The 21095-nt window shown below is 67.3% G+C and carries 20 protein-coding genes; 12 read left to right on the forward strand and 8 right to left on the reverse strand.

From position 1 onward, the window contains the following. Nucleotides 1-22 precede the first annotated feature (22 nt). Genes DMX10_RS10890 through DMX10_RS10905 form a run of 4 tightly spaced genes read left to right on the forward strand, consistent with a single transcriptional unit; the run spans nucleotide 23 to nucleotide 3869 of the window. Nucleotides 23-820 (forward strand): enoyl-CoA hydratase-related protein, encoded by a 798-nt coding sequence (locus tag DMX10_RS10890; RefSeq protein WP_069562105.1) that lies wholly within the window; start codon nucleotides 23-25, stop codon nucleotides 818-820. Further along, nucleotides 817-2349: a 3-hydroxyacyl-CoA dehydrogenase gene (locus DMX10_RS10895; protein ID WP_111261070.1), complete on the forward strand. Its 1533-nt coding sequence runs from the start codon at nucleotides 817-819 to the stop codon at nucleotides 2347-2349. Before DMX10_RS10890 ends, DMX10_RS10895 begins: the two co-directional genes overlap by 4 nt. Beyond that, nucleotides 2349-2558 carry a hypothetical protein gene (locus DMX10_RS10900; RefSeq protein ID WP_111261071.1) on the forward strand — a complete coding sequence of 70 codons (210 nt, stop codon included), beginning with the start codon at nucleotides 2349-2351 and terminating at the stop codon, nucleotides 2556-2558. Before DMX10_RS10895 ends, DMX10_RS10900 begins: the two co-directional genes overlap by 1 nt. Nucleotides 2559-2612: 54 nt before the next feature. After that, the gene (locus DMX10_RS10905; RefSeq protein WP_111261103.1) at nucleotides 2613-3869 is read left to right on the forward strand and encodes an OprD family porin; all 1257 of its coding nucleotides are present in this window, start codon (nucleotides 2613-2615) and stop codon (nucleotides 3867-3869) included. Nucleotides 3870-4139: 270 nt separating this feature from the next. Here the strand turns inward: DMX10_RS10905 and metR are convergent, their stop codons facing one another. Together metR and glyA are read right to left on the reverse strand one after the other, a co-directional pair. Continuing rightward, a complete protein-coding gene (metR, locus tag DMX10_RS10910) occupies nucleotides 4140-5057 on the reverse strand; it encodes a transcriptional regulator MetR (RefSeq protein ID WP_111261072.1) in 918 nt (305 codons plus the stop codon). Nucleotides 5058-5201: 144 nt separating this feature from the next. Next, the gene (gene glyA, locus DMX10_RS10915) at nucleotides 5202-6458 is read right to left on the reverse strand and encodes a serine hydroxymethyltransferase (protein ID WP_111261073.1); all 1257 of its coding nucleotides are present in this window, start codon (nucleotides 6456-6458) and stop codon (nucleotides 5202-5204) included. Nucleotides 6459-6832: 374 nt separating this feature from the next. On the opposite strand from glyA, the gene DMX10_RS10920 reads away from it, so the two are divergent. Beyond that, entirely contained in the window at nucleotides 6833-7825 is a 993-nt protein-coding gene (locus DMX10_RS10920; RefSeq protein WP_111261074.1) for an alpha/beta fold hydrolase, read from the forward strand. 209 nt (nucleotides 7826-8034) lie between these two features. On the opposite strand, the gene glpD is transcribed toward DMX10_RS10920, so the two are convergent. Together glpD and DMX10_RS10930 are read right to left on the reverse strand one after the other, a co-directional pair. Further along, nucleotides 8035-9561 carry a glycerol-3-phosphate dehydrogenase gene (gene glpD, locus DMX10_RS10925; protein ID WP_111261075.1) on the reverse strand — a complete coding sequence of 509 codons (1527 nt, stop codon included), beginning with the start codon at nucleotides 9559-9561 and terminating at the stop codon, nucleotides 8035-8037. 136 nt (nucleotides 9562-9697) lie between these two features. Then, the gene (locus tag DMX10_RS10930; RefSeq protein WP_111261076.1) at nucleotides 9698-10456 is read right to left on the reverse strand and encodes a DeoR/GlpR family DNA-binding transcription regulator; all 759 of its coding nucleotides are present in this window, start codon (nucleotides 10454-10456) and stop codon (nucleotides 9698-9700) included. Nucleotides 10457-10562: 106 nt separating this feature from the next. Here DMX10_RS10930 and ybaK point away from each other — a divergent pair, with 106 nt between their 5' ends. The 4 genes from ybaK (at nucleotide 10563) to DMX10_RS10950 (ending at nucleotide 14525) form a co-directional block, all read left to right on the forward strand. Beyond that, a complete protein-coding gene (gene ybaK, locus DMX10_RS10935) occupies nucleotides 10563-11033 on the forward strand; it encodes a Cys-tRNA(Pro) deacylase (protein WP_111261077.1) in 471 nt (156 codons plus the stop codon). A gap of 29 nt (nucleotides 11034-11062) precedes the next feature. Further along, a complete protein-coding gene (gene glpK / locus DMX10_RS10940; protein WP_111261078.1) occupies nucleotides 11063-12559 on the forward strand; it encodes a glycerol kinase GlpK in 1497 nt (498 codons plus the stop codon). A gap of 39 nt (nucleotides 12560-12598) precedes the next feature. After that, nucleotides 12599-13390 carry an ABC transporter substrate-binding protein gene (locus tag DMX10_RS10945; protein WP_111261079.1) on the forward strand — a complete coding sequence of 264 codons (792 nt, stop codon included), beginning with the start codon at nucleotides 12599-12601 and terminating at the stop codon, nucleotides 13388-13390. 64 nt (nucleotides 13391-13454) lie between these two features. Next, entirely contained in the window at nucleotides 13455-14525 is a 1071-nt protein-coding gene (locus DMX10_RS10950) for a diguanylate cyclase (RefSeq protein ID WP_111261080.1), read from the forward strand. Here DMX10_RS10950 and DMX10_RS10955 read toward each other — a convergent pair. After that, nucleotides 14507-15613: an ABC transporter ATP-binding protein gene (locus DMX10_RS10955; protein ID WP_111261081.1), complete on the reverse strand. Its 1107-nt coding sequence runs from the start codon at nucleotides 15611-15613 to the stop codon at nucleotides 14507-14509. The two genes, DMX10_RS10950 and DMX10_RS10955, sit on opposite strands and share 19 nt — an antisense overlap. Next, nucleotides 15610-16527 (reverse strand): ornithine carbamoyltransferase, encoded by a 918-nt coding sequence (gene argF, locus DMX10_RS10960; protein WP_111261082.1) that lies wholly within the window; start codon nucleotides 16525-16527, stop codon nucleotides 15610-15612. Before argF ends, DMX10_RS10955 begins: the two co-directional genes overlap by 4 nt. Nucleotides 16528-17000: 473 nt before the next feature. Here argF and DMX10_RS10965 point away from each other — a divergent pair, with 473 nt between their 5' ends. From DMX10_RS10965 to grxD, 3 genes are all read left to right on the forward strand, one after another. After that, on the forward strand, nucleotides 17001-17438 hold the full coding sequence (locus DMX10_RS10965; protein WP_111261083.1) for a hypothetical protein: 438 nt from the start codon (nucleotides 17001-17003) through the stop codon (nucleotides 17436-17438). A gap of 137 nt (nucleotides 17439-17575) precedes the next feature. Next, nucleotides 17576-19684 (forward strand): molybdopterin oxidoreductase family protein, encoded by a 2109-nt coding sequence (locus DMX10_RS10970; RefSeq protein ID WP_111261084.1) that lies wholly within the window; start codon nucleotides 17576-17578, stop codon nucleotides 19682-19684. A gap of 96 nt (nucleotides 19685-19780) precedes the next feature. Beyond that, complete coding sequence (gene grxD, locus DMX10_RS10975; RefSeq protein WP_111261104.1) at nucleotides 19781-20110, forward strand: Grx4 family monothiol glutaredoxin; 330 nt, start codon at nucleotides 19781-19783, stop codon at nucleotides 20108-20110. A gap of 57 nt (nucleotides 20111-20167) precedes the next feature. Here the strand turns inward: grxD and bfr are convergent, their stop codons facing one another. Both bfr and DMX10_RS10985 read right to left on the reverse strand, forming a co-directional pair. Continuing rightward, a complete protein-coding gene (bfr, locus tag DMX10_RS10980) occupies nucleotides 20168-20638 on the reverse strand; it encodes a bacterioferritin (protein WP_111261085.1) in 471 nt (156 codons plus the stop codon). Nucleotides 20639-20836: 198 nt separating this feature from the next. Continuing rightward, nucleotides 20837-21055: a bacterioferritin-associated ferredoxin gene (locus tag DMX10_RS10985; RefSeq protein ID WP_111261086.1), complete on the reverse strand. Its 219-nt coding sequence runs from the start codon at nucleotides 21053-21055 to the stop codon at nucleotides 20837-20839. Nucleotides 21056-21095: the final 40 nt, after the last annotated feature.

A 21095-nucleotide genomic window follows, 5' to 3' on the forward strand; every position in this document is an offset into this window, starting at 1 on the left:
AGAGAACTGATCGGAGATCGTCATGAGGGTCCATGAAGAACGCGTTTGCCCGCCGCCTCCGCTGCGGCTCGAACACCCCGGCGCCGGCATCGCCCTGCTGACGCTGGATCGCCCGGAGCGGCGCAACGCCCTGGACCTGGTCTTGCGGCGCACGCTCGCCGAAACGGTTCAAGGGCTGGATGACGACCCGTCGGTGCGGGTCATCGTCATCAGCGGTGGCCCCACGGTGTTCGCCGCCGGGGCGGACCTGGGCGAGCTGGTGGAGGCCGGCCCGCTGCAGGTCCAGCAACGCCGCGTGGAGCGCTACTGGCAGGCCCTGGCGCAATGCCGCACGCCAATCATCGCGGCGGTCAACGGCCTGGCCCTGGGCGGCGGCTGCGAGCTGGCGCTGCACGCCGACCTGATCGTTGCCGGTGCCACGGCGCGCTTCGGCCAGCCCGAGGTGCGCCTCGGCATCATGCCCGGTGCCGGTGGCACCCAGCGCCTGGTGCGCGCAGTGGGCAAGTACCGGGCCCTGCGCCTGCTGCTGACCGGTTGCCTGGTGGGGGCCGAGGAGGCCCTGGCCATGGGCCTGGTCAGCGAGCTGGCGGAGGACGACGCGCTGCCCCGCGCGCTGGCCCTGGCCGAAGAGATCGCCCGCCTGCCGGCGCTGGCCGTGGCGCAGATCAAGGCGGTGGTGCGCGACGGTGCCGACCTGCCCCTGGAGAGCGCGTTGCTGCTGGAGCGCCAGGCCTTCCAGCTGCTGTTCGACAGCCAGGACCAGAAGGAGGGCATGCGCGCCTTCCTCGCCAAGCGCGAGCCGGAGTACCAGGGCCGATGAACGGGAAAGAAATCACCCGCCTCGGCGTGGTCGGCTGCGGCGCCATGGGCCAGGGCATCGCCCAGTTGGCGGCCTGCGCCGGCTTGCAGGTGCGGCTGCATGACATGCGGCCCGATGCGGCGGTACAGGCCCGCGAACGCATCCTTGCCGAGCTGGAGAAGCGGCGGGACAAGGGCCGGGCCAGCGACGCCCAGCTGGAACAGGCCCGCCTCGCCCTGCTGCCGGTGGAGGGGTTGCAGGGCCTGGCCGGCTGCCAACTGGTGGTGGAGGCGATAGTCGAGGAGCTGCCTGCCAAGCAGGCGTTGTTCCGCCAGCTGGAGGCGCTGTTGGGGAGCGAGGCGATTCTCGCCAGCAACACCTCGTCGCTGTCGATCACCGCCATCGCGGCGGCCTGCGAGGCGCCGGGGCGAGTAGCCGGGCTGCACTTCTTCAACCCGGTGCCGCGCATGCGCCTGGTGGAGGTGATCCCGGGGCTCGCCACCGACGAGTGCGTGGTCGAGCGCCTGCTGGCGCTGGTGCGGCGGCTGGGGCACCAGCCGGTGCGGGCGCAGGACTCGCCGGGCTTCCTGGTCAACCATGCCGGGCGCGCCTTTGGCACCGAGGCGCTGCGCATCCTCGCCGAGGGCGTGGCGGCGCCGGCCGAGGTGGATGCCTTGTTGCGCGATGGCGCGGGCTTCCCCATGGGGCCTTTCGAGCTGATGGACCTGGTGGGGCTGGATGTCAGCGTGCCGGTGATGGAATCCATCTACCGGCAGTTCTACGAGGAGCCGCGCTACCGCCCGCACCCCATGCTGCGCCAGCGCCTGGCCGCCGGCCACCTGGGGCGCAAGAGCGGGCGTGGTTTCCATCGCTATCCGGCGGTTGCCGAGCCGGTTCCGCAACCGCGCGCCAGCGGCCCGCGGATGCCGGTGTGGCTGGGGCTGGACGAGGGCTTCGACGCCGCGCTCTTGCGCCCCTGGCTGAGCGGCCTGGGCGCGGAGCTGGAGGAGGGCGAGCGGCCTTCCGCCGACGCGCTCTGCCTGCTCGCCCCCCTGGGCCTGGACGCCTCCGAAGCGGCGCTGCATTTCGAACTCGACCCCACGCGCGTGGTGGCCTTCGACGCCCTGGCAGAGCGGGCCTCGCACCGCTGCCTGATGCCCACGCCCGCCACCGGGGCGGGCTGCCTGGAGGCCGCGCGAGCCCTGTTCGCGGCCGATGGCGCCAGGGTCACGGTGATCCGCGACAGCGCGGGCTTCGTGGTCCAGCGCACCCTGGCCGGTATCGTCAACCTGGCGTGCGACATCGCCCAGCAGGGCATCGCCACGCCCACCGATATCGACCTGGCCGTGCGCCTTGGCCTCGGCTACCCGCACGGCCCGCTGGCCTGGGGTGACCGCCTGGGGCCGGCGCGGGTGCTGTCGATCCTCCAGCGCCTGCACGCCCTCAGCGGTGACCCGCGCTACCGCCCCAGCCCCTGGCTGCGCCGCCGCGCGCGGCTGGGCCTGTCCCTGCTGCACACCGGACAGCCACCCCATTCGGGAGAAGACTGATGCTCGACGCCTCTATCCATGCAGGCCTGCGCACTCCGATCGGCCGCCACGGCGGTGCCATCGCCCTCGGCCATTCGCCGGGCGCCTCCGGCGCGCGCCCGGCGCTGACCGTCTGCCGCACCCTGCAATGCAAGAACCCGCGCGTCCCCCTGGTCAGCCTCGGTGTGGGGCTGGGCCAGGGCGTGGCCGTGGTCCTGGAGCGCCCTTGAGCGCTTCGTGATGGAGGGCGCGCCCGCCGTTCGCCCCGAGCCTTGGAGAGCACCATGCATAACAACAAGAAACACCCCGCTGCATTCACTGCCCTGCTGCTGGGCGGCGCGGCCCCCTGGGCCCTGGCCGCCGATGGTTTCATCGAGGCCTCCAGCGCCACCCTGCAGATGCGCAACTTCTACATGAACCGCGATTTCCGTGATGGCGCGGGCGACTCGCGGCACGAGGAATGGGCCCAGGGCTTCCTCCTCGACTATCGCTCCGGCTACACCGCCGGCACCGTCGGTTTCGGCCTCGACGCCATGGGGCGCCTGGGCCTGAAGCTGGACTCCGGCAAGGGGCGCTCCGGCACCGGGCTGCTGGCGGTGCAGGACGATGGCCGCGCCGCCGACGACTACGGCCGCCTCGACGGGACCTTCAAGGCGCGGGTGTCGCGCAGTGAGCTGAAGCTCGGCGCCCTGGTGCCCAGGCTGCCCACCCTGCAGCCCAACAACGGTCGGCTGTTCCCGCAGACCTTCCACGGCGGGCTGGTGGAATCCCGCGAATGGGAGGGCCTGGGCTTCACCCTGGCGCGGCTGGACGAGGTGAGCCAGCGCAACGAGGGCGGGCGCAGCGACCTGGCCCTGTACAACCGCAACAAGCGCTTCACCGCCGGGCCGCGCGCCGGCCACCTGGACCTGGCCGGGGTGGACTGGGAGGCACGCCCCGGCTGGACGCTGAGCTACCACCATGCCGAACTGGAAGACCTCTACCGGCAGGATTTCTTCGGCCTCAAGGGCCGCGTGCCCCTGGGCGAGGACCGCCTGGAGCTGGACCTGCGCCTGTTCGACAGCCGCGATGCCGGCACCGGCTGGCGCCGCGAGATCGACAACCGCGCCCTCGGCGCGCTGTTCACCTACCGCCGTCACGATGGCCATGCACTGGGCCTGGGTCTGCAGCGCATGAGCGGCCGCACGGCCTTCCCCTACGTGCAGGGGGCCGACGCCTACCTGGTCAACTTCGGCCAGTACTACGACTTCGCCGAGCGTGGCGAGCGCTCCTGGCAGCTGCGCTACGACTTCGATTTCGCCACCCTGGGCGTGCCGGGCCTGGCGTTGATGACCCGCTACTTCAAGGCCGGGGACGGCGAGCTGGGCGACGGCCGCTCGGTGCATGGCTGGGAGCGCGACACGGACCTCAGGTACGTGGTGCAGAGCGGCCCGCTCAAGGACCTGGGGCTGACCTGGCGCAACGCCGTCTACCGCACCAGCGTGGGCCGGGGCGTGGACGAGAACCGGGTGATCCTGAGCTACAGCCTGGCGTTGTTCTAGCGCACGTAGCCCGGGGGACCTTTACCGGACTGAGGTCCGGGCTACTGCATGCGTTGGGTGGACGTCGCTTTTTGCGTCCGGCAGCGGTGCTGCGGGTGGCTCCGACGGTGGACCGGTGAAGCGTGGTCCACCCTACGCTCGGCAAGGGGCACTGTAGGGTGGACGTCGCTTTTTTGCGTCCACCAGCGGTGTAGTGGTTAGCCCCGACGGTGGACCGGTGAAGCGCGGTCCACCCTACGCACTACAGGGATGGTGTCGGTGGGTTGCGCATCAACGCGCGGCGCTGACGCCTTCGAGGGTGGCGAAGGAGGTGTCCTTGGCAGTGAGGAGGAAGTCGCGCATGAAGGGGGCGTCGAGCATGTCCGAGCGGATGGCGGCATGGAGGGTGGCGTAGAGGGATTTCTCGCCGAGGCGCTTGGCGGTGACGTAGCCGCGCGAGCTGTATTCGTGCAGCGCCCAGTTGGGCAGGCAGCACACGCCACGGCCGCTGGCGACCAGTTGCATCATCATCACCGTGAGTTCCGAGGTGCGCACCTGGGCGGGTTCGATGTCGGCCGGTTCGAGGAAGCGGGTGAAGATGTCCAGGCGGTCGCGTTCCACCGGGTAGGTGATCAGGGTTTCCGTCTCCAGGTCCTCGGGCACCACATAAGGCTTGCTCGCCAGAGGGTGCTGGTTGGCCACGGCCAGCAGGGCTTCATAGGTGAACAACGGCACGTAGGTGATGCCGGGCAGGTCGACGGGGTCGGCGGTCACCACCAGGTCGAGGTCGCCCCGGGCCAGGGCTGGCAGCGGGGCGAAGGAGAAGCCCGAGGCCAGGTCCAGCTCCACTTCCGGCCAGGCGTCGCGGAACTGGTCGATGGTCGGCATCAGCCACTGGAAGCAGCTGTGGCATTCGATGGCCATGTGCAGGCGACCGGCAGTACCGCCGGCCAGCCGCGCGATGTCGCGTTCGGCGGCGCGCAGCTGCGGCAGCAGCGAGTCGGCCAGTTGCAGCAGGCGCAGGCCGGCGCTGGTGAAGCGCACCGGCTTGGTCTTGCGCACGAACAGCTGCATGCCCAGGCGCTCCTCCAGTTCCTTGAACTGGTGGGAGAGGGCCGACTGGGTGAGGTGCAGGCGCTCGGCGGCCTCCACCAGGCTGTCGGCTTCGCGCAGGGCGTGCAGGGTCTTGAGATGGCGCAGTTCCAGCATGTCGGCGGCTCTATGAATGAAATTCGTGGCGGGCGGAAGGAAGGTGAGTCTCCCTCATGGAAGGGCGGCTGTCGAGAATTGCCTGGCCTGGCGAACCGGGAATGAAAAAGGCGGCCCTGGGGCCGCCTTGCGTTCGGGCCGGGATCAGCCGCGATAGACGGGGAAGTCCGCGCAGAGGGCCGCGACCTGCCTGGCCACCTGGGCCTCGACATCGGCGTCACCGAGGTGGTCGAGGATGTCGCAGATCCAGCCGGCCAGCGCGATGCTCTGCGGCTCCTTGAAGCCACGGGTGGTGATGGCCGGGGTGCCGATGCGCACGCCGGAGGTGACGAAGGGCGATTGCGGGTCGTTGGGCACGGCGTTCTTGTTCACGGTGATGCCGGCGCGGCCCAGGGCGGCGTCGGCGTCCTTGCCGGTCAGGCCCTGCTTGATCAGGCTGACCAGGAACAGGTGGTTGTCGGTGCCGCCGGAGACCACGTCGTAGCCACGCTCGATGAACACCCGGGCCATCGCCTGGGCGTTCTTGATCACCTGCGCCTGGTAGGTCTTGAAGCCAGGCTCCAGCGCCTCCTTGAAGCACACCGCCTTGCCGGCGATCACGTGCATCAGCGGGCCGCCCTGGGCGCCGGGGAACACGGCGGAGTTGAGCTTCTTCTCGATCTCCTCGTTCCTGCGGGCGAGGATCAGGCCGCCGCGCGGGCCGCGCAGGGTCTTGTGGGTGGTGGTGGTGACCACGTCGGCGTAGGGCAGCGGGTTGGGGTACAGGCCGGCGGCCACCAGGCCGGCGACGTGGGCCATGTCGACGAACAGCAGCGCCCCGACCTGGTCGGCGATGGCACGGAAGCGCGGGAAGTCGAGGGTCTTGGAGTAGGCGGAGAAGCCGGCGACGATCATCTTCGGCTTGTGCTCGACGGCCAGGCGCTCGACCTCGTCGTAGTCGATCAGCCCGGTGCGGGTGTCGATGCCGTACTGCACGGCGTTGTACAGCTTGCCCGAGGACGACACCTTGGCGCCGTGGGTCAGGTGGCCGCCGTGGGCCAGGCTCATGCCGAGGATGGTGTCGCCGGCATTGATCAGCGCCAGGTAGACGGCGGCGTTGGCGGAGGAGCCCGAATGCGGCTGGACGTTGGCGTAGTCGGCGCCGAACAGGGCCTTGGCGCGGTCGATGGCCAGCTGCTCGACCTTGTCGACGTATTCGCAGCCACCGTAGTAGCGCTTGCCCGGGTAGCCCTCGGCGTACTTGTTGGTCAGGCCGCTGCCCTGGGCCTGCATCACCCGCTGGCTGGTGTAGTTCTCGGAGGCGATCAGCTCGATGTGGTCTTCCTGGCGGCGCTCCTCTTCCTGCATGGCGCTGAACAGTTCGTCGTCGTAGCTCTGGATCTGGTCGTGCTTGCTGAACATGGGACGTCCTCGGTCATGGTCCTGGGAGAGCGGTAGCAAGGGCGGTGCCAGTGCCGGGAAAGCCAGGTTTATCAAGGGGTTGCTCGCGGGGCCGGCCTCGCGCTGCGGCACCGCTGTAGGGTTTTCGCTACAGCCGTTCGAACCCGGGAGGCCCGGCGGCAGTCAGACACACGGCTGCCATGGCCTGCAGCCGCTGTAGCGTTGTCGATACGCTGGAATGAAATCGCTACGAGCTGCCCGGCAAGAGGCCTTGCACGAGCCTGCAACGACCGTTGGGCGCCCTTCATGAAATTGTCACGGTTGTGTGGCAGTGCGAGCGAAAGGGATTCATCAGAATCGCGTTTCACTGGGGTTTTGCGTTCTGGATTTTCATCATGCGCCTTTTCATTTTTCTCGCCGCCTTGCTGTGCGGCCTGCCCGCCTTTGCCTCCGCGCGCTGCGATACGCAGGTGCCGACGGAGACCGTGCACCTGGGCGAGGTGCGCCTGGCCTACCAGAGCATCGGCGAGGAAAAGGACCCGGCCCTGCTGCTGATCATGGGGCTGGGCGGGCAACTCATCCACTGGCCGGACGAGGTGGTGGCGGCGCTCTGCGAGCAAGGGTTCCGGGTGATCCGCTATGACAACCGCGATGTCGGCCTGTCCGCCTGGAGTCACCCTGAACCTGCCGCCAACCTGACCTATGAGGCGCTGCGCTACCGCCTGGGCTTCCCGGTGCAGGCGCCCTACAGCCTGCGTGACATGGCCGGGGACGCGCTGAGCCTGATGGACGCCCTGAACATCCGCCAGGCCCATGTACTGGGCGCGAGCATGGGCGGGATGATCGCCCAGCATGTGGCCGATATTGCGCCGGAGCGGGTGTTGAGCCTGACCCTGGTGATGACCAGTTCCGGCGCCCAGGGGCTGCCGGCTCCGAGCCATGCGCTGATCGCCCTGCTGGCCCGTCGCGAGGCGCCGAGCCGCGAGGTGGCGCTGGAGCAGCAGGCCGATCTGCTGGCCGCACTGGGCAGCCCGGACGTGGCCGATGACCGTGCGCAGCTGTTGCAACAGGCGGCGCGGGCCTACGACCGTGCCTTCAACCCCGAGGGTGTGCAGCGGCAGATGCTGGCGATTCTCGCCGAACCGAGCCGGGTGGAGATGCTCAACCGCCTGAGCGTGCCGACCCTGGTGGTGCACGGCACCGCCGACCCGCTGCTGCCGGTGATGCATGGCGTGCATGTGGCGGCGCATATCAAGGGGTCGGAGCTGAAGCTGATCCCGGGGCTGGCCCATCGCTTCCAGGAGGCGTTCAAGGAGCCCCTGCTGGCGGCGGTACTGCCGCACCTGCTGGCCCATCGGCAGGTGGATGGGCACGTGGCGCAGCTGTGAACTCATCGCTGGAGAGGGGTAGGGTGGGCTTCAGCCCACCGATGGACGCTCCAGGGTCATCCGCTCATCCCCCACTTCGCGCCAGGCTTCCCGGGCTGAAGCCCAGGCCCCCTGCGGCATGACCATTTCTTCCCGGAACCGCTTACCGCTTCGCTGTTGGTGGGCTGAAGCGGAACGCCGCCCGGCCCACCCTACGAGGGTATTCCGTCTCAGGCGGCGTCGGCCTTGGGGCGATTGAGCAGGTACTGGGCGAGGCGCTCCTGCTGGCCGGGGGTCATGAACAGGCCGAGCTTGGTGCGGCGCCAGAGGATGTCGTCCAGGCCGGTGGCCCACTCCTCGCGGCACAGGTAATCCACTTCACGTGCGTACAGGCCACTGCCCAGGTGTTCGCCCAGGTCGGTGAGGTTCTGCACGCCGTCCAGCATCGCCCAGGTGCGGCTGCCGTAGGTGCCGGCCCAGCGCCGCGCCAGGCTGTCGGGCAGCCAGCCGAAGCGGTTGCACAGGGCTTCGGCCAGGTCGGCCTGGCTGTTCATCTGTTCGCCGCCGGGAAGCGGCTGGCTGGCGGTCCAGCTCGGCTTGGCATTGGGGAAGAAGGGTGCCAGCTGGGCCAGGGCGGATTCGGCCAGCTTGCGGTAGGTGGTGAGCTTGCCGCCGAACACCGAGAGCAGCGGTGCCTCGCCCGGATGGGCCTCCAGGGACAGGGTGTAGTCGCGGGTGACGGCGGACGGGTCGTCCGACTCGTCATCGCACAGCGGGCGGACGCCGGAGTAGGTGCGCAGGATGTCCTTCTCGCCGATCTGTTGCTTGAAGTGGCGGTTGACCACGTCCAGCAGGTAGGCGGTTTCCTCGGCGCTGATGGCCACCTTGGTCGGGTCGCCCTGGTATTCGCGGTCGGTGGTGCCGATCAGGGTGAAGCGCTCGAGGTAGGGGATGGCGAAGACGATGCGCCGATCCTCGTTCTGCAGGATGTAGGCGTGTTCACCCTCGTACAGCCTCGGCACGACGATGTGGCTGCCCTGGATCAGGCGGATGCCGTAGGGCGATTTCTGCTTGAGGTCGTCCTTGATGAATTTCGCGACCCAGGGGCCGGCGGCGTTGACCAGGGCGCGGGCGCGGATCGACAGCAGGGTGCCGTCGGCGCGCTCCAGGTGGATGTGCCACAGGCCCTTGCTGCGACGGGCGCTGACGCAGCGGGTACGGGGGTGGACGTGGGCACCGCGCTCGCGGGCGGCCATGGCGTTGAGCACCACCAGGCGGGCGTCGTCGACCCAGCAATCGGAATATTCGAAGCCCCGGGCGATGTCCGCCTTCAGCGGGCTGCCGGCACCGAACTTCAGGCCGCGGGAACCCGGCAGCTTCTCGCGCTTGCCGAGGTGGTCGTAGAGGAACAGGCCGGCGCGGATCATCCAGGCCGGACGCAGGTGCGGGCGGTGCGGCAGCACGAAGCGCATGGGGCGGACGATGTGTGGCGCCTTGGCCAGCAGCACCTCGCGCTCGGCCAGCGCCTCGCGCACCAGGCGGAATTCGTAGTGCTCCAGGTAGCGCAGCCCGCCGTGGATCAGCTTGCTGCTGGCGGAGGAGGTGTGTTGGGCGAGGTCGTCCTTTTCGCAAAGGAAAACGGACAACCCACGGCCCGCCGCATCGGCGGCGATGCCCACGCCATTGATGCCGCCGCCGACGACGGCGAGGTCATAGACTTCGGAAATGGGCGATTTGCGGCTCATCGGAGGGTTCATGCGGGGCACCGGAAGTCGAAAGTGAACTTTGAATGTTCGTTTTCGAAAAATGCTAGACGAATACGCATGAAATCGCCAGCCCGCCGGCGCAGTGGCCGGCGGGTGGGCGACGAAAGGAAATGGGCGGCGACGGCGCTCAGACCAGGTCGAGGTGGACCTTGTGTTCGGCCATCAGGCGGGCCAGGGCGGGGGAGGGCGCGTGGTCGGTGATCATGCGGTCGACCAGCGCGATGGAACCCAGGCGGACCACGGCGTTGCGGCCGAACTTGCTGGAGTCGGCGGCCAGCAGGACCTGGCGGGCGTTGTCGATGATGGCCTGGGAGACGCGCACTTCCTGGTAGTCGAAATCCAGCAGGCTGCCGTCGTCGTCGATGCCGCTGATGCCGACGATGGCGAAGTCCACCTTGAACTGCTGGATGAAGTCCACCGCCGACTGGCCGACGATGCCGCCGTCGCTGCGCACCGTGCCGCCGGCCACCAGTACCTCGAAGTCCGGGCGGTCGGCCAGTTGCGCGGCCACGTGCAGGTTGTTGGTGATCACCTTCAGGCCCTTGTGGCCCAGCAGTTCCCGGGCGATGGCCTCGGTGGTGGTGCCGATGTTGATGAACAGCGAGGCGTGGTCCGGGATCAGCGCCGCCACGGCCTCGGCGATGCGCTGCTTCTCGTCGCGCATCTGCCCGGCGCGCATGGCGTAGGCGGTGTTCTGGATGCTCGACGCCTCGCTGGCGGCGCCGCCGTGGGTGCGTCGCAGCAGGCCCTGCTCGGCGAGCTGGTTGATGTCGCGACGGATGGTCTGAGGGGTCACGGCGAACGCCTGGGCCAGCTCGTCGATGCTGACGTAGCCACGGTCGCGGGCGAGGTCGAGGATTTCCTGCTGGCGGGGCGCCAAGGTCATGGGAAGGGCTTCCGGATTTTTGTCGCGCATTATAGCGACGTGCTGCCGAACGGCGACTTTTCAGCTAAGGTACGCCCAATTCGCCCTCCTGTTTTCACTATCGAACATGACGCCTGCCATCGATCTGCTGAAGAAAGCCAAGGCCGAGCACAGGGTGCTCAGCTACACCCACGATCCCAAGGCGCCTTCCTACGGGCTGGAAGCGGCCGAGAAACTCGGCCTGGACCCGGCGCGGGTGTTCAAGACGCTGCTGGCCGCCACCGAGAAGGGCGAGCTGCTGGTGGCCGTGGTACCGGTGGCCGGCACCCTCGATCTGAAGGCGCTGGCCCATGCAGCCGGGGCCAAGAAGGTGGACATGGCGGCGGCGGACGCGGCCCAGCGCGCCACCGGCTACCTGGTGGGCGGCATCAGCCCGTTGGGGCAGAAGAAGCGCCTGCGCACCTTCATCGACGAATCGGCCCGTTCGCACCCGACCATCCATGTCAGCGCCGGCCGGCGTGGCCTGGAGGTCGAGCTGAGTGCGGACACCCTGGCCCAGCACACCCAGGCGCAGTTCGCGGCGATCGGCCGCGAGTGACGCCCCCATAACAACAAGGAAGCCTGCATATGGCCCAGTACCTACTTGCCATCGATCAGGGCACGACCAGCAGTCGTGCCATCGTCTTCAGCGCCCAGGGCCTGCCCGTGGCGCGCGCCCAGCAGGAGTTCAAGCAGTACTTCCCCAAGGACGGCTGGGTCGAGCATGACGGCGAGGAAATCTGGCTGACCACGCTCAAGGTCTGCCGCGAGGCGATCCAGAAGAGCGGGATGCCGGCTGCGGATATCGCCGCCATCGGCATCACCAACCAGCGCGAGACCACCCTGGTGTGGGACGCCGCGACCGGCACGCCGATCCACCCGGCCATCGTCTGGCAGGACCGGCGTACCGCCGACTATTGCTCGACGATGAAGGAGGCCGGCCACGAGGACGAGGTGTCGCGCCGTACCGGCCTGCTGATCGACCCCTATTTCTCCGCCACCAAGCTGCGCTGGATCCTCGACAACGTGCCGGGGGCCCGCGAACGCGCGGAGCAGGGCGAGCTGCGCTTCGGCACGGTGGATTGCTTCCTGCTGTGGCGGCTGACCGGCGGCAAGGCGCACCGCACCGATGCCACCAATGCGTCGCGGACCATGCTCTTCAACATCCACACCCAGCAGTGGGACGAGGCGCTGCTCAAGCTGTTCGAGATCCCCGCCAGCCTGCTGCCGGAGGTGCTCGACAGCGCCGCCGACTTCGGCACCACCGACGCGCCGCTGCTGGGCGCGGCCATCCCGGTGCTGGGCATGGCCGGCGACCAGCAGGCCGCGCTGATCGGCCAGGCCTGCTTCCAGCCGGGCATGGTCAAGAGCACCTACGGCACCGGCTGCTTCCTGATCCAGAACACCGGCGGGACGCCCGTCACCTCGCGCAACCGCCTGCTCACCACGGTCGGCTACCGCCTGGACGGCAAGGTCACCTACGCGGTGGAGGGCAGCATCTTCGTCGCCGGCGCGGCGGTGCAGTGGCTGCGCGACGGCATCAAGCTGATCAGCCATGCCCGCGATACCGAGGCCCTGGCCGAGCAGACCGGCGATGCCTGCGGCGTCTACCTGGTGCCGGCCTTCACCGGCCTTGGCGCGCCCTACTGGGACCCGCGAGCCCGTGGCGCGATCTTCGGCCTGACCCGCGATACCGGGATCAAGGAAATCGTCACCGCCGGCCTGCAGTCGGTCTGCTACCAGACCCGCGACCTGCTCGAAGCCATGGGCCAGGACGGCGCCGCGGCGCCCAGCGCGCTGCGGGTGGACGGGGGCATGGTGGAAAACAACTGGGTGATGCAGTTCCTCGCCGATATCCTCGGTGTGGCGGTGGAACGCCCCGAGGTCACCGAGACCACCGCCCTGGGCGCCGCCTACCTGGCGGGCCTGAAGGCGGGGCTGTACCGCGACCTCGACGAGATCGCCCGGCACTGGCATCGCCAGCAGCGTTTCACCCCGCACATGGCGAGCGCGCACCGGGCCAGGCTTTACGAAGGATGGCTGGATGCCGTCCAACGGGTACGCAGCGAGGCCAGCGAGGCGTAAGCTGCGCTCTGGAGCTGGTCGCGATACAGGGAGTTCTACGTGTATTTCAGGGATGCTTTTCGTCATCGCCGCGTGCGCGGCCTGGCCTTCGGGCTGGCCGCGTTGTTCGCCATCGGCCCCGTGCGGGCCGAGACGGTGGTCATCGCCGGCGATATCTGGTGCCCGATCAACTGTGCGCCCGGCTCGGCCAAGCCGGGTATCTTCGTCGAGCTGGCGCGGGACATCTTCGCCGAGTCCGGCATCCAGGTTGAGTACCGGGTGGTCAACTGGGCGCGCGCCATCAGCGATGCCCGCACCGGCAAGCTCAACGCGGTGATCGGCGCCGGTATCCAGGACGCTCCCGATTTCCTCTACACGCCCACGGCGCCGGGCATCTCGCGCATGTGCTTCTACGTCGCCCAGGGGGCGACCTGGCGCTACCAGGGGCTGGGTTCGCTCGCACAGGTGCGCCTGGGCACCATCAACAGCTACAGCTACGGGCAGGAGATCGATGCCTACGTCCGCCTGCACCGCGCGAAAGGCGACCGGGTGCAGGTGGTCTCGGGCGAGCAGGCTCTGGAGATGAACGTGGAGAAGGTGCGCTTCGGGCGCCTCGACGCCACGGTGGAGAACAGCTGGGTGATGGAGAACCTGCTGGCCCGCACCCGTCAGCAGGATCGCCTGCAGGCGGCGGGCTGCCGCGCCCCGGATGTGCCCATCTACCTGGCGTTTTCCCCCGCCATCGAGGCCAGCGCGCGCTACAACGCCCTGTTCGAGGAGGGGCTGCAGCGCTATCGGGCGTCAGGCCGGCTGGATGCCCTGATGCGCAGCTATGGCGTGACGACGCCCTGATCGGCGGCGGGATCACGACGCCTGTCTATACTCCCGGCCATTCATCGCCAAGAAAGGGGAGCCCATGCAGCCCTCCCGACATCAGCTGCTGCGCCTGCGAAGGGTATCGCTGGCCAGCGGTGCATCATTGTTGTTCCTGCTGTTGTGCTGGTCGGCGCACGCCGCCGGTTACCTGGGCCTGAGCCTGGTCGGCATGCTGGTGCTCACGGGCCTGGTCGGGCTCAGTTGCCTGGCATTCCTGGCCCTGGTGCGCAGCAACCTCAACCTGCGCTTCCACGATCCCAGCCTGACGCTGCCGCTGATGAGCTGGGCGATCTGCGTGATCTTCGCCACCGCCTACCATGCCGGCGAGCTGCGCCTGCTGTTTCTGATGACGGTCCTGCTGGTGCTGATGTTCGGCACCTTCCGCCTGCAGTTGCGCGGCTTCCTGCTGGTGATCCTGCTGACCGCTGTGTGCTACGCCCTGCTCATCAGCTCGCTGGTCGCCTCGGGGCGGGAACTCGACCTGCACAGCGAAGCGATCCAGGCGGTGGAGTTCTTCGTGCTGCTGACCGGTGTCGGCCTGCTTTCGCTGGAGATGAACGGCCTGCGGCGCAGCCTGGTGCAACGCAACAACGACCTGCGCATGGCCCTGGAGAGCATCCAGAAGCTGGCCATCACCGATGAGCTCACCGGGCTCTACAACCGCCGTTTCACCAAGGACATCCTGGCCCAGCAGAAGGCCCTGGCCGATCGTGGCGACTATGGCTTCGTGCTCTGCCTGGTGGACCTGGACTACTTCAAGAACGTCAACGATCACTATGGCCACGGCTGCGGCGACGCGGTGCTGCGGCAATTGTCGAAGATGCTCCAGGATTCGGTGAGGGACGTGGACTTCGTCGCGCGCCTGGGCGGCGAGGAGTTCCTGCTGGTGCTTTCACGCACCAACGAGGCGGGCGCCGAGGTGATGCTGGAGCGCTTGCAGGCCAAGGTGCGCGCCGCGCACTGGGATCAATGCCCGGGCCTGAAGCTGACGCTGTCCCTCGGAGTCAGCGCCTATCGGCCCGGCGAGTCTTGGGAGGACAGCCTGCTGCGGGTCGACATGGCGCTCTACGAGGCCAAGCACAGCGGCCGTGATCAGCTCGCCGTGCTGTAGCGGCGCACGCCCTCGTCCTGCATGGCCTGGGTGGCGACGCTGCCGTTGGCGGGGAACACCACCAGGTGGTCGGCGGCCACGCGGATGCCCACGTGCTGGCCGGGCTGGTGGTCGGCATGGCTGGGGAAGATGGCTTCCAGCTGGGTGCCGGTAGGCAGTTGCAGGCGGTAGAGGGTGGCGGCGCCGAGGAAGGTCTTGCCGGTCACCAGTGCCCTGAGCGTGCCATCGGGCGCCGGGACGATGTCGTCCGGGCGCAGCAGCACGTCCACCGCGCTGCCTTCCGGCCAGGCGTAGGCACGGTTGCCGCTGATCACCCCGAGCTCGGTCTGGACCGTATCCGGGCAGACCTGCTGGCCGCGGATGAAGTAGCCCTGGCCGACGAAGCTGGCGACGAAGGGGGTCGCCGGCTCGTGGTAGAGGTTGTAGGGGGTGTCCCACTGTTCCAGGTTGCCGTTGTGGAACACACCGACCTGGTCGCTGACCGCGAAGGCCTCTTCCTGGTCGTGGGTCACCAGCACGGCGCTGGTGCCGCGGGCCTTGAGGATGTCGCGCACCTCATGGCTGAGGCGGCGGCGCAGCTCGCCATCGAGGTTGGAGAAGGGCTCGTCGAGCAGCAGCAGCACCGGTTCCGGCGCCAGGGCGCGGGCCAGGGACACGCGTTGCTGCTGGCCGCCGGAAAGCTCGTTGGGGTAGCGCTTGGCGAGGTGCCCGAGCTTGACCAGCTCCAGCAGCTCGCTGGTGATGCGCTCGCGCTCGGGGTGCTTGCGGATGCCGAAGGCGACGTTCTCTTCCACCGTGAGGTGGGGGAACAGCGCGTAATCCTGGAACACCATGCCGATGCGACGTTTTTCCGGGGCCAGGGTGAAGCCGGCCCTGGAGATCACCTCGCCGGCCAGCACGATCTCGCCTTCGAATACGGGTTCGAAGCCGGCGATGGCGCGCAGGGTGGTGGTCTTGCCGCATCCGGACGGCCCCAGCAGGCAACCGATGTCGCCGGCGTTGAGGTGCAGGTTGAGGTTCTGTACGACGCGCTGGTCCTGGTAGCCGCAGCTCAGGTTGCGCAGGTTTAGAAGCAGTTCGTGGCTCATGCTCGGGACGCGTGTTCGACGAGAAGTTCCAGCAGCGCCTTTTGCGCATGCAGACGGTTTTCTGCCTGGTCCCAGGCCACGGAACGCGGGTCGTCGAGCAGGTCCATGCTGATTTCCTCGCCCCGGTGCGCCGGCAGGCAGTGCATGAAGATAACCGCTTCATCGGCCAGCGCAAGCAGCGCCTGGTTCACCTGGTAGGGCTTGAACAGCGCCAGGCGCCGAGCGGTTTCCTCTTCCTGGCCCATGGAGGTCCAGACATCGGTGCTCACCAGGTGGGCGCCGCGCACCGCTTCGCGCGGGTCGCGCATCACCTGCACGCGGTCACCCGCCTGGGCGAGGAACGCCGGGTTGGGCTCGAAGCCCTCGGGGCAGGCGACGTTGAGGCGGAAATCGAACTGGATCGCCGCTTCTATATAGGTGTTGCACATGTTATTGCCGTCGCCGATCCAGGCCACGGTCTTGCCCTGGATGGCGCCGCGGTGTTCCTGGAAGGTCTGCATGTCGGCCAGCAACTGGCAGGGGTGCAGGTCGTCGGACAGGCCGTTGATCACCGGCACGCGGGAGTTGGCGGCGAACTCCACCAGCTTGCTGTGGGCGAAGGTGCGGATCATCACCGCATCGAGCATGCGCGACATGACGATGGCGCAGTCGCTGATCGGCTCGCCCCGGCCCAGCTGCGTGTCGCGGGGCGAGAGGAAGATCGCCTGGCCGCCGAGCTGGATCATGCCGGCCTCGAAGGAGAGGCGGGTGCGGGTGGAGGCCTTCTCGAAGATCATGCCCAGCACGCGGCTTTTCAGGGGCTCGTAGGGGACGCCTCGGTGGCGCAGGTCCTTCAGCTCGATGGCTCGACGGATCAGGCTGCTCAGCTCCTGGGGGGTGCAATCCATCAGGGAGAGAAAGTGCCTTGCGCTCATTGCTGACTACCTTTTTTTGCCTCTGGCCGCGGGTCCTGGTCGGTTTTTTCAGGGAAAAGCAGGCGGGACCGGCGGGCTAAGCCGCACGGGGCGACGGAATAGGGGGAGGCGCGATCTTATAAGGAATTGTCGCACTCTGCCAACCAGTGCCTCGAAGGCCCCGTGCCAGAGGCGTGCCCGCGTCTTCTTGGCCGTCGGCTCGAGGTCGTGGCGAAAACCGTCCCGACCGGTATCCAGGGCGTGCTGCCGGAATCGTGGCCGGACCGGATGGCGCGAACGCTTGACCGAATGCAAGGAAATTCGGCGAAGAGGTAGGGTTTGGGAAATTTCCAAGGGACAAATCAGCCTGCATGAACTTATGCGACGCAGGGCGCGTTGCTAGCTTGTGCCGCCTCGAAATCACTCGGTTTCGAGGGCGGGGCCCGCCTACGGATGTTGGGCCCGGCCAGCATGTTCTGATCATGGAGATACCAATGAAGAAGTTCCTCGTACCTGCCGCCCTGGTCGTCGCTATCGCCGGTATGACCGGTTGCAGCAGCTACAACGTCAGCCAGCCGAGCTCGCCGCTCAACGGCAACGTCAAGACCGGCCTGAAGGCAGATGTGGCGGTAGGCGAGCCGATCAGCGGGCAGTCCGAAGTGAACATCCTGTTCCACTTCCTGCAATTCGGCGGCGACTCCCAGTTCGCCGATGGCGTGGTCTACGGCGGTGATGCCGGTGGCAGCCTGCCTTTCGGGCCCGATCCCATCTCGGCGGTGAAATCCGCTGCCGCGTTCAAGGCCGTCAAATCCTCCGGTGCCGACCTGATCGTGGCGCCGCGCTACGAGCTCACCATCCAGGACTATTTCGTCTTCAAGAAAGTGAGCGCCAAGGTGACCGGCAACAAGGGCACCATCCAGTCCATCCGCTGACCCGCTAAGCGAATCGGCAGGCCTGATGCCTGCCGATTCATACCGTTGAATCTACTGGCCGACCGATCGATCTGCTTCCATAGTTCTGCTCTTGCGACCCGACCGGTCGTCTCGACACAAGAACATGAGGCAAGGCCATGACCAAGTCCGTTCACCACCGTGCATGCCATCTCTGCGAAGCCATCTGCGGGCTGACCATCGAAACCGAGGATCGGGAAGATGGCTCCCGGCACATCCTTTCCATCAAGGGGGATGCCCAGGACAGCTTCAGCCGTGGCCACATCTGCCCCAAGGCCGTGGCCCTTCAGGACATCCAGAACGACCCCGACCGCCTGCGCCAGCCCATGCGTCGCGCTGGCAGCGAGTGGCAACCCATCGGCTGGGACGAGGCGTTCGCACTGGTCGCGGAGCGCATGGCCGACATCCAGGCGCGCCACGGCCATAACGCAGTGGCCGTGTACCAGGGCAACCCGAGCGTGCACAACTACGGGTTGATGACCCACAGCAACTACTTCCTCGGCCTACTGAAGACCCGCAGCCGCTTCTCCGCCACCTCCGTGGACCAGTTGCCCCACCACCTGGTGAGCCAGCAGATGTACGGCCATGGCCTGCTGATCCCCATACCCGACATCGACCACACCGATTTCATGCTGATCCTCGGCGGCAACCCGCTGGCGTCCAACGGCAGCATCATGACCGTGCCCGACGTGGAGAAGCGCCTGAAGGCCATCAAGGCGCGCGGCGGCCGCCTGGTGGTGGTGGACCCGCGTCGCAGCGAGACGGCCGCCATCGCCGACCAGCACCTGTTCGTGCGGCCGGGGCAGGATGCAGCGCTCCTGCTGGCATTGCTCAATACCCTGTTCGAAGAGGGGCTTGGCCGCCCGACGCACCTGGCGGTCGACGGGCTGGACGAGGTCCGCCGTGCCATCACCGCGTTCACCGCCGAGGCCATGGGCCCGCGTTGCGGCATCGATCCCGCCGCCATCCGCCAGCTGGCGCGTGACTTCGCCGCTGCCGGGAGTGCCGTCTGCTACGGGCGCATGGGGGTTTCCACCCAGGCCTTCGGTAGTCTTTGCCAGTGGTTGATCCAGTTGATCAACCTGGTCACCGGCAACGTCGACAGCGTCGGCGGTGTGCTCTGCACGGAGCCGGCCGTGGACCTGGTCGCGACCACCTCGGGCGGTCATTTCAACCGCTGGCAGAGTCGCGTCTCCGGGCTGCCGGAGTACGGTGGCGAGCTGCCCGTCTCGGCCCTGGCCGAGGAGATGCTGACCCCGGGCGAGGGGCAGGTCCGCGCGTTGGTGACGGTCGCCGGCAATCCGGTGCTGTCCACACCCAACGGGCGACGCCTCGAACAGGCCCTCGACGGGCTGGAGTTCATGCTCAGCATCGACCTCTACATCAACGAGACGACGCGCTACGCCGACCTGATCCTGCCGCCCACCGCGCCGCTGGAACATGATCACTACGACACCACCTTCAACCTCTTCGCCGTGCGTAACGTCACCCGCTTCAACGAGCCGGTGCTGGCCAAGCCCCAGGGTGCGTTGCATGACTGGGAGATCTTCGTCGGCCTGGCCAAGGCATTCGCGGCGCGTACCGGCGTGGAGCTGAAGCCGACCCTGGAGCCCAGGCAGATGATCGACATGGGCCTGCGCTTCGGCCCCTATGGCGAGCGTTCCGAGCACAAGCTCTCGGTGCAGCGCCTGGGGGACTTCCCCCATGGGCTGGACCTTGGCGCGCTCAAGCCCAACCTGGCGGGTCGCCTGAAAACGGCCGACAAGCGCGTGCTCGCAGCCCCCTCGATCTTCCTCGACGACCTGGCCCGCTTCGCCACGCAGGCCGTGCCCGAGGAGGGCGGGCTGGTGCTGATCGGCCGCCGTCACGTACGCAGCAACAACTCCTGGATGCACAACTACCACCGCCTGGTGAAGGGCAAGCCACGTCACCAGCTGCTGATGAACCCGGGCGACCTGGCGCGTCGTGGGCTGGTCGATGGCCAGCGGGTGAAGGTGCGCTCGCGCGTGGGGATGATCGAGGTCGAGGTGGCGGCCAGCGAGGAGATGATGGCCGGCGTCGTCAGCCTGCCTCACGGTTGGGGGCATGCGCGCCCGGGCGTGATGATGGGCATCGCCAGCGAGCAGCCGGGGGCCAGTGCCAACGACCTGACCGACGAGCGGTATCTGGATGCGGTCTCCGGCAACGCCGCGCTCAACGGCGTGCCGGTGGAGGTGGTGGCGGCCTGAATGTCGCGGGGCAAGTCCGAGCGTTGAGCTCGGACTTCCGTTACAATGCCGCCCATCCTGCCGACCGACGAGTCGGAACGTTCAGCCGAGGTAGCCATGGATATCATCGAAACCATCAAAGAGCAGATCGCCAACAACACCGTACTGCTGTACATGAAAGGCTCGCCGAATGCCCCCCAGTGCGGCTTCTCGGCACGCGCCGCTCAGGTCGTCATGGGCTGTGGCGAGAAATTCGCCTACGTCGACATCCTGCAGAACCCGGAAATCCGCGCCAACCTGCCCACTTACGCCAACTGGCCGACCTTTCCCCAGCTGTGGGTGAATGGTGAACTGGTCGGCGGCAGCGACATCCTCGCCGAGATGTTCGAGAAGGGTGAGCTGCAGCAGCTGATCAAGGACGCGGTGAGCAAGAAAGCCAGCGCCTGATTCCTCGCTGCAAAAGAAAAGCCCCGCAGATGCGGGGCTTTTTCATGTCCGGAGTCTTTACTCGTCCATCTGCGATTGCAGGTAGTTCTCCAGGCCCACCTTCTCGATCAGGCCCAGTTGGGTCTCCAGCCAGTCGATATGCTCTTCCTCGGACTCGAGGATGTCTTCCAGCAGTTCGCGGCTGCCATAGTCACCGACGCTCTCGCAGTAGGCGATGGCGGCTTTCAGGTCCGGAATGGCGTTCAGCTCCAGCTTCAGGTCGCTGGCGAGCATTTCCTTGGTGTTCTCGCCGATCATCAGCTTGCCCAGGTCCTGCAGGTTGGGAATGCCTTCCAGGAAGAGGATGCGCTTGATGAGCTTGTCGGCGTGCTTCATCTCGTCGATGGACTCGTGGTACTCGTGCTTGCCGAGTTTCTCCAGGCCCCAGTCCTCGTACATGCGCGCGTGCAGGAAATACTGGTTGATGGCCACAAGTTCGTTGCCGAGGATCTTGTTGAGATGCTGGATGACTTTCTTGTCGCCTTTCATGTGGAGTCCTGCCGTGCAAATGGGTGTCAGTGGTCGAATTTTATCCAGTTGCCGGGCAAAGTCAACGTAAGTTATTGATATGTAAGATAATTTGAATGTGAATAAGAATGTTTAGATTCCGCGTCTTGGTGCTAACTGCTTGAATTGCAGGCATAAAAAAACCGGACGCCAGGTCCGGTTCTTCAAAACTTCTTCAACTCACGCAGGCACGAAACTCGCAGGGTAGGCGAGGGATGCCTGGCTGCTCCGTACGTCCGAGAGGGTTTCACGCACGACCTGCTTGGCGAGGCAGGCACACTTGCCGCATTGGGTGCCGACGCCGAGGGTCTCGCGGACCTCGCGGTAGCTGCAGCAGCCTTCATAGATCGCATCACGAATGTGGCCGTCAGTGACACCTTGGCAGAGACAGACGTACATGGGTGGGCTCAATGCTCGGTTGTGGGCTTGATGGAAAGCG

Source organism: Pseudomonas sp. 57B-090624 (assembly GCF_003234055.1).
Classification (GTDB): domain Bacteria; phylum Pseudomonadota; class Gammaproteobacteria; order Pseudomonadales; family Pseudomonadaceae; genus Metapseudomonas; species Metapseudomonas tohonis.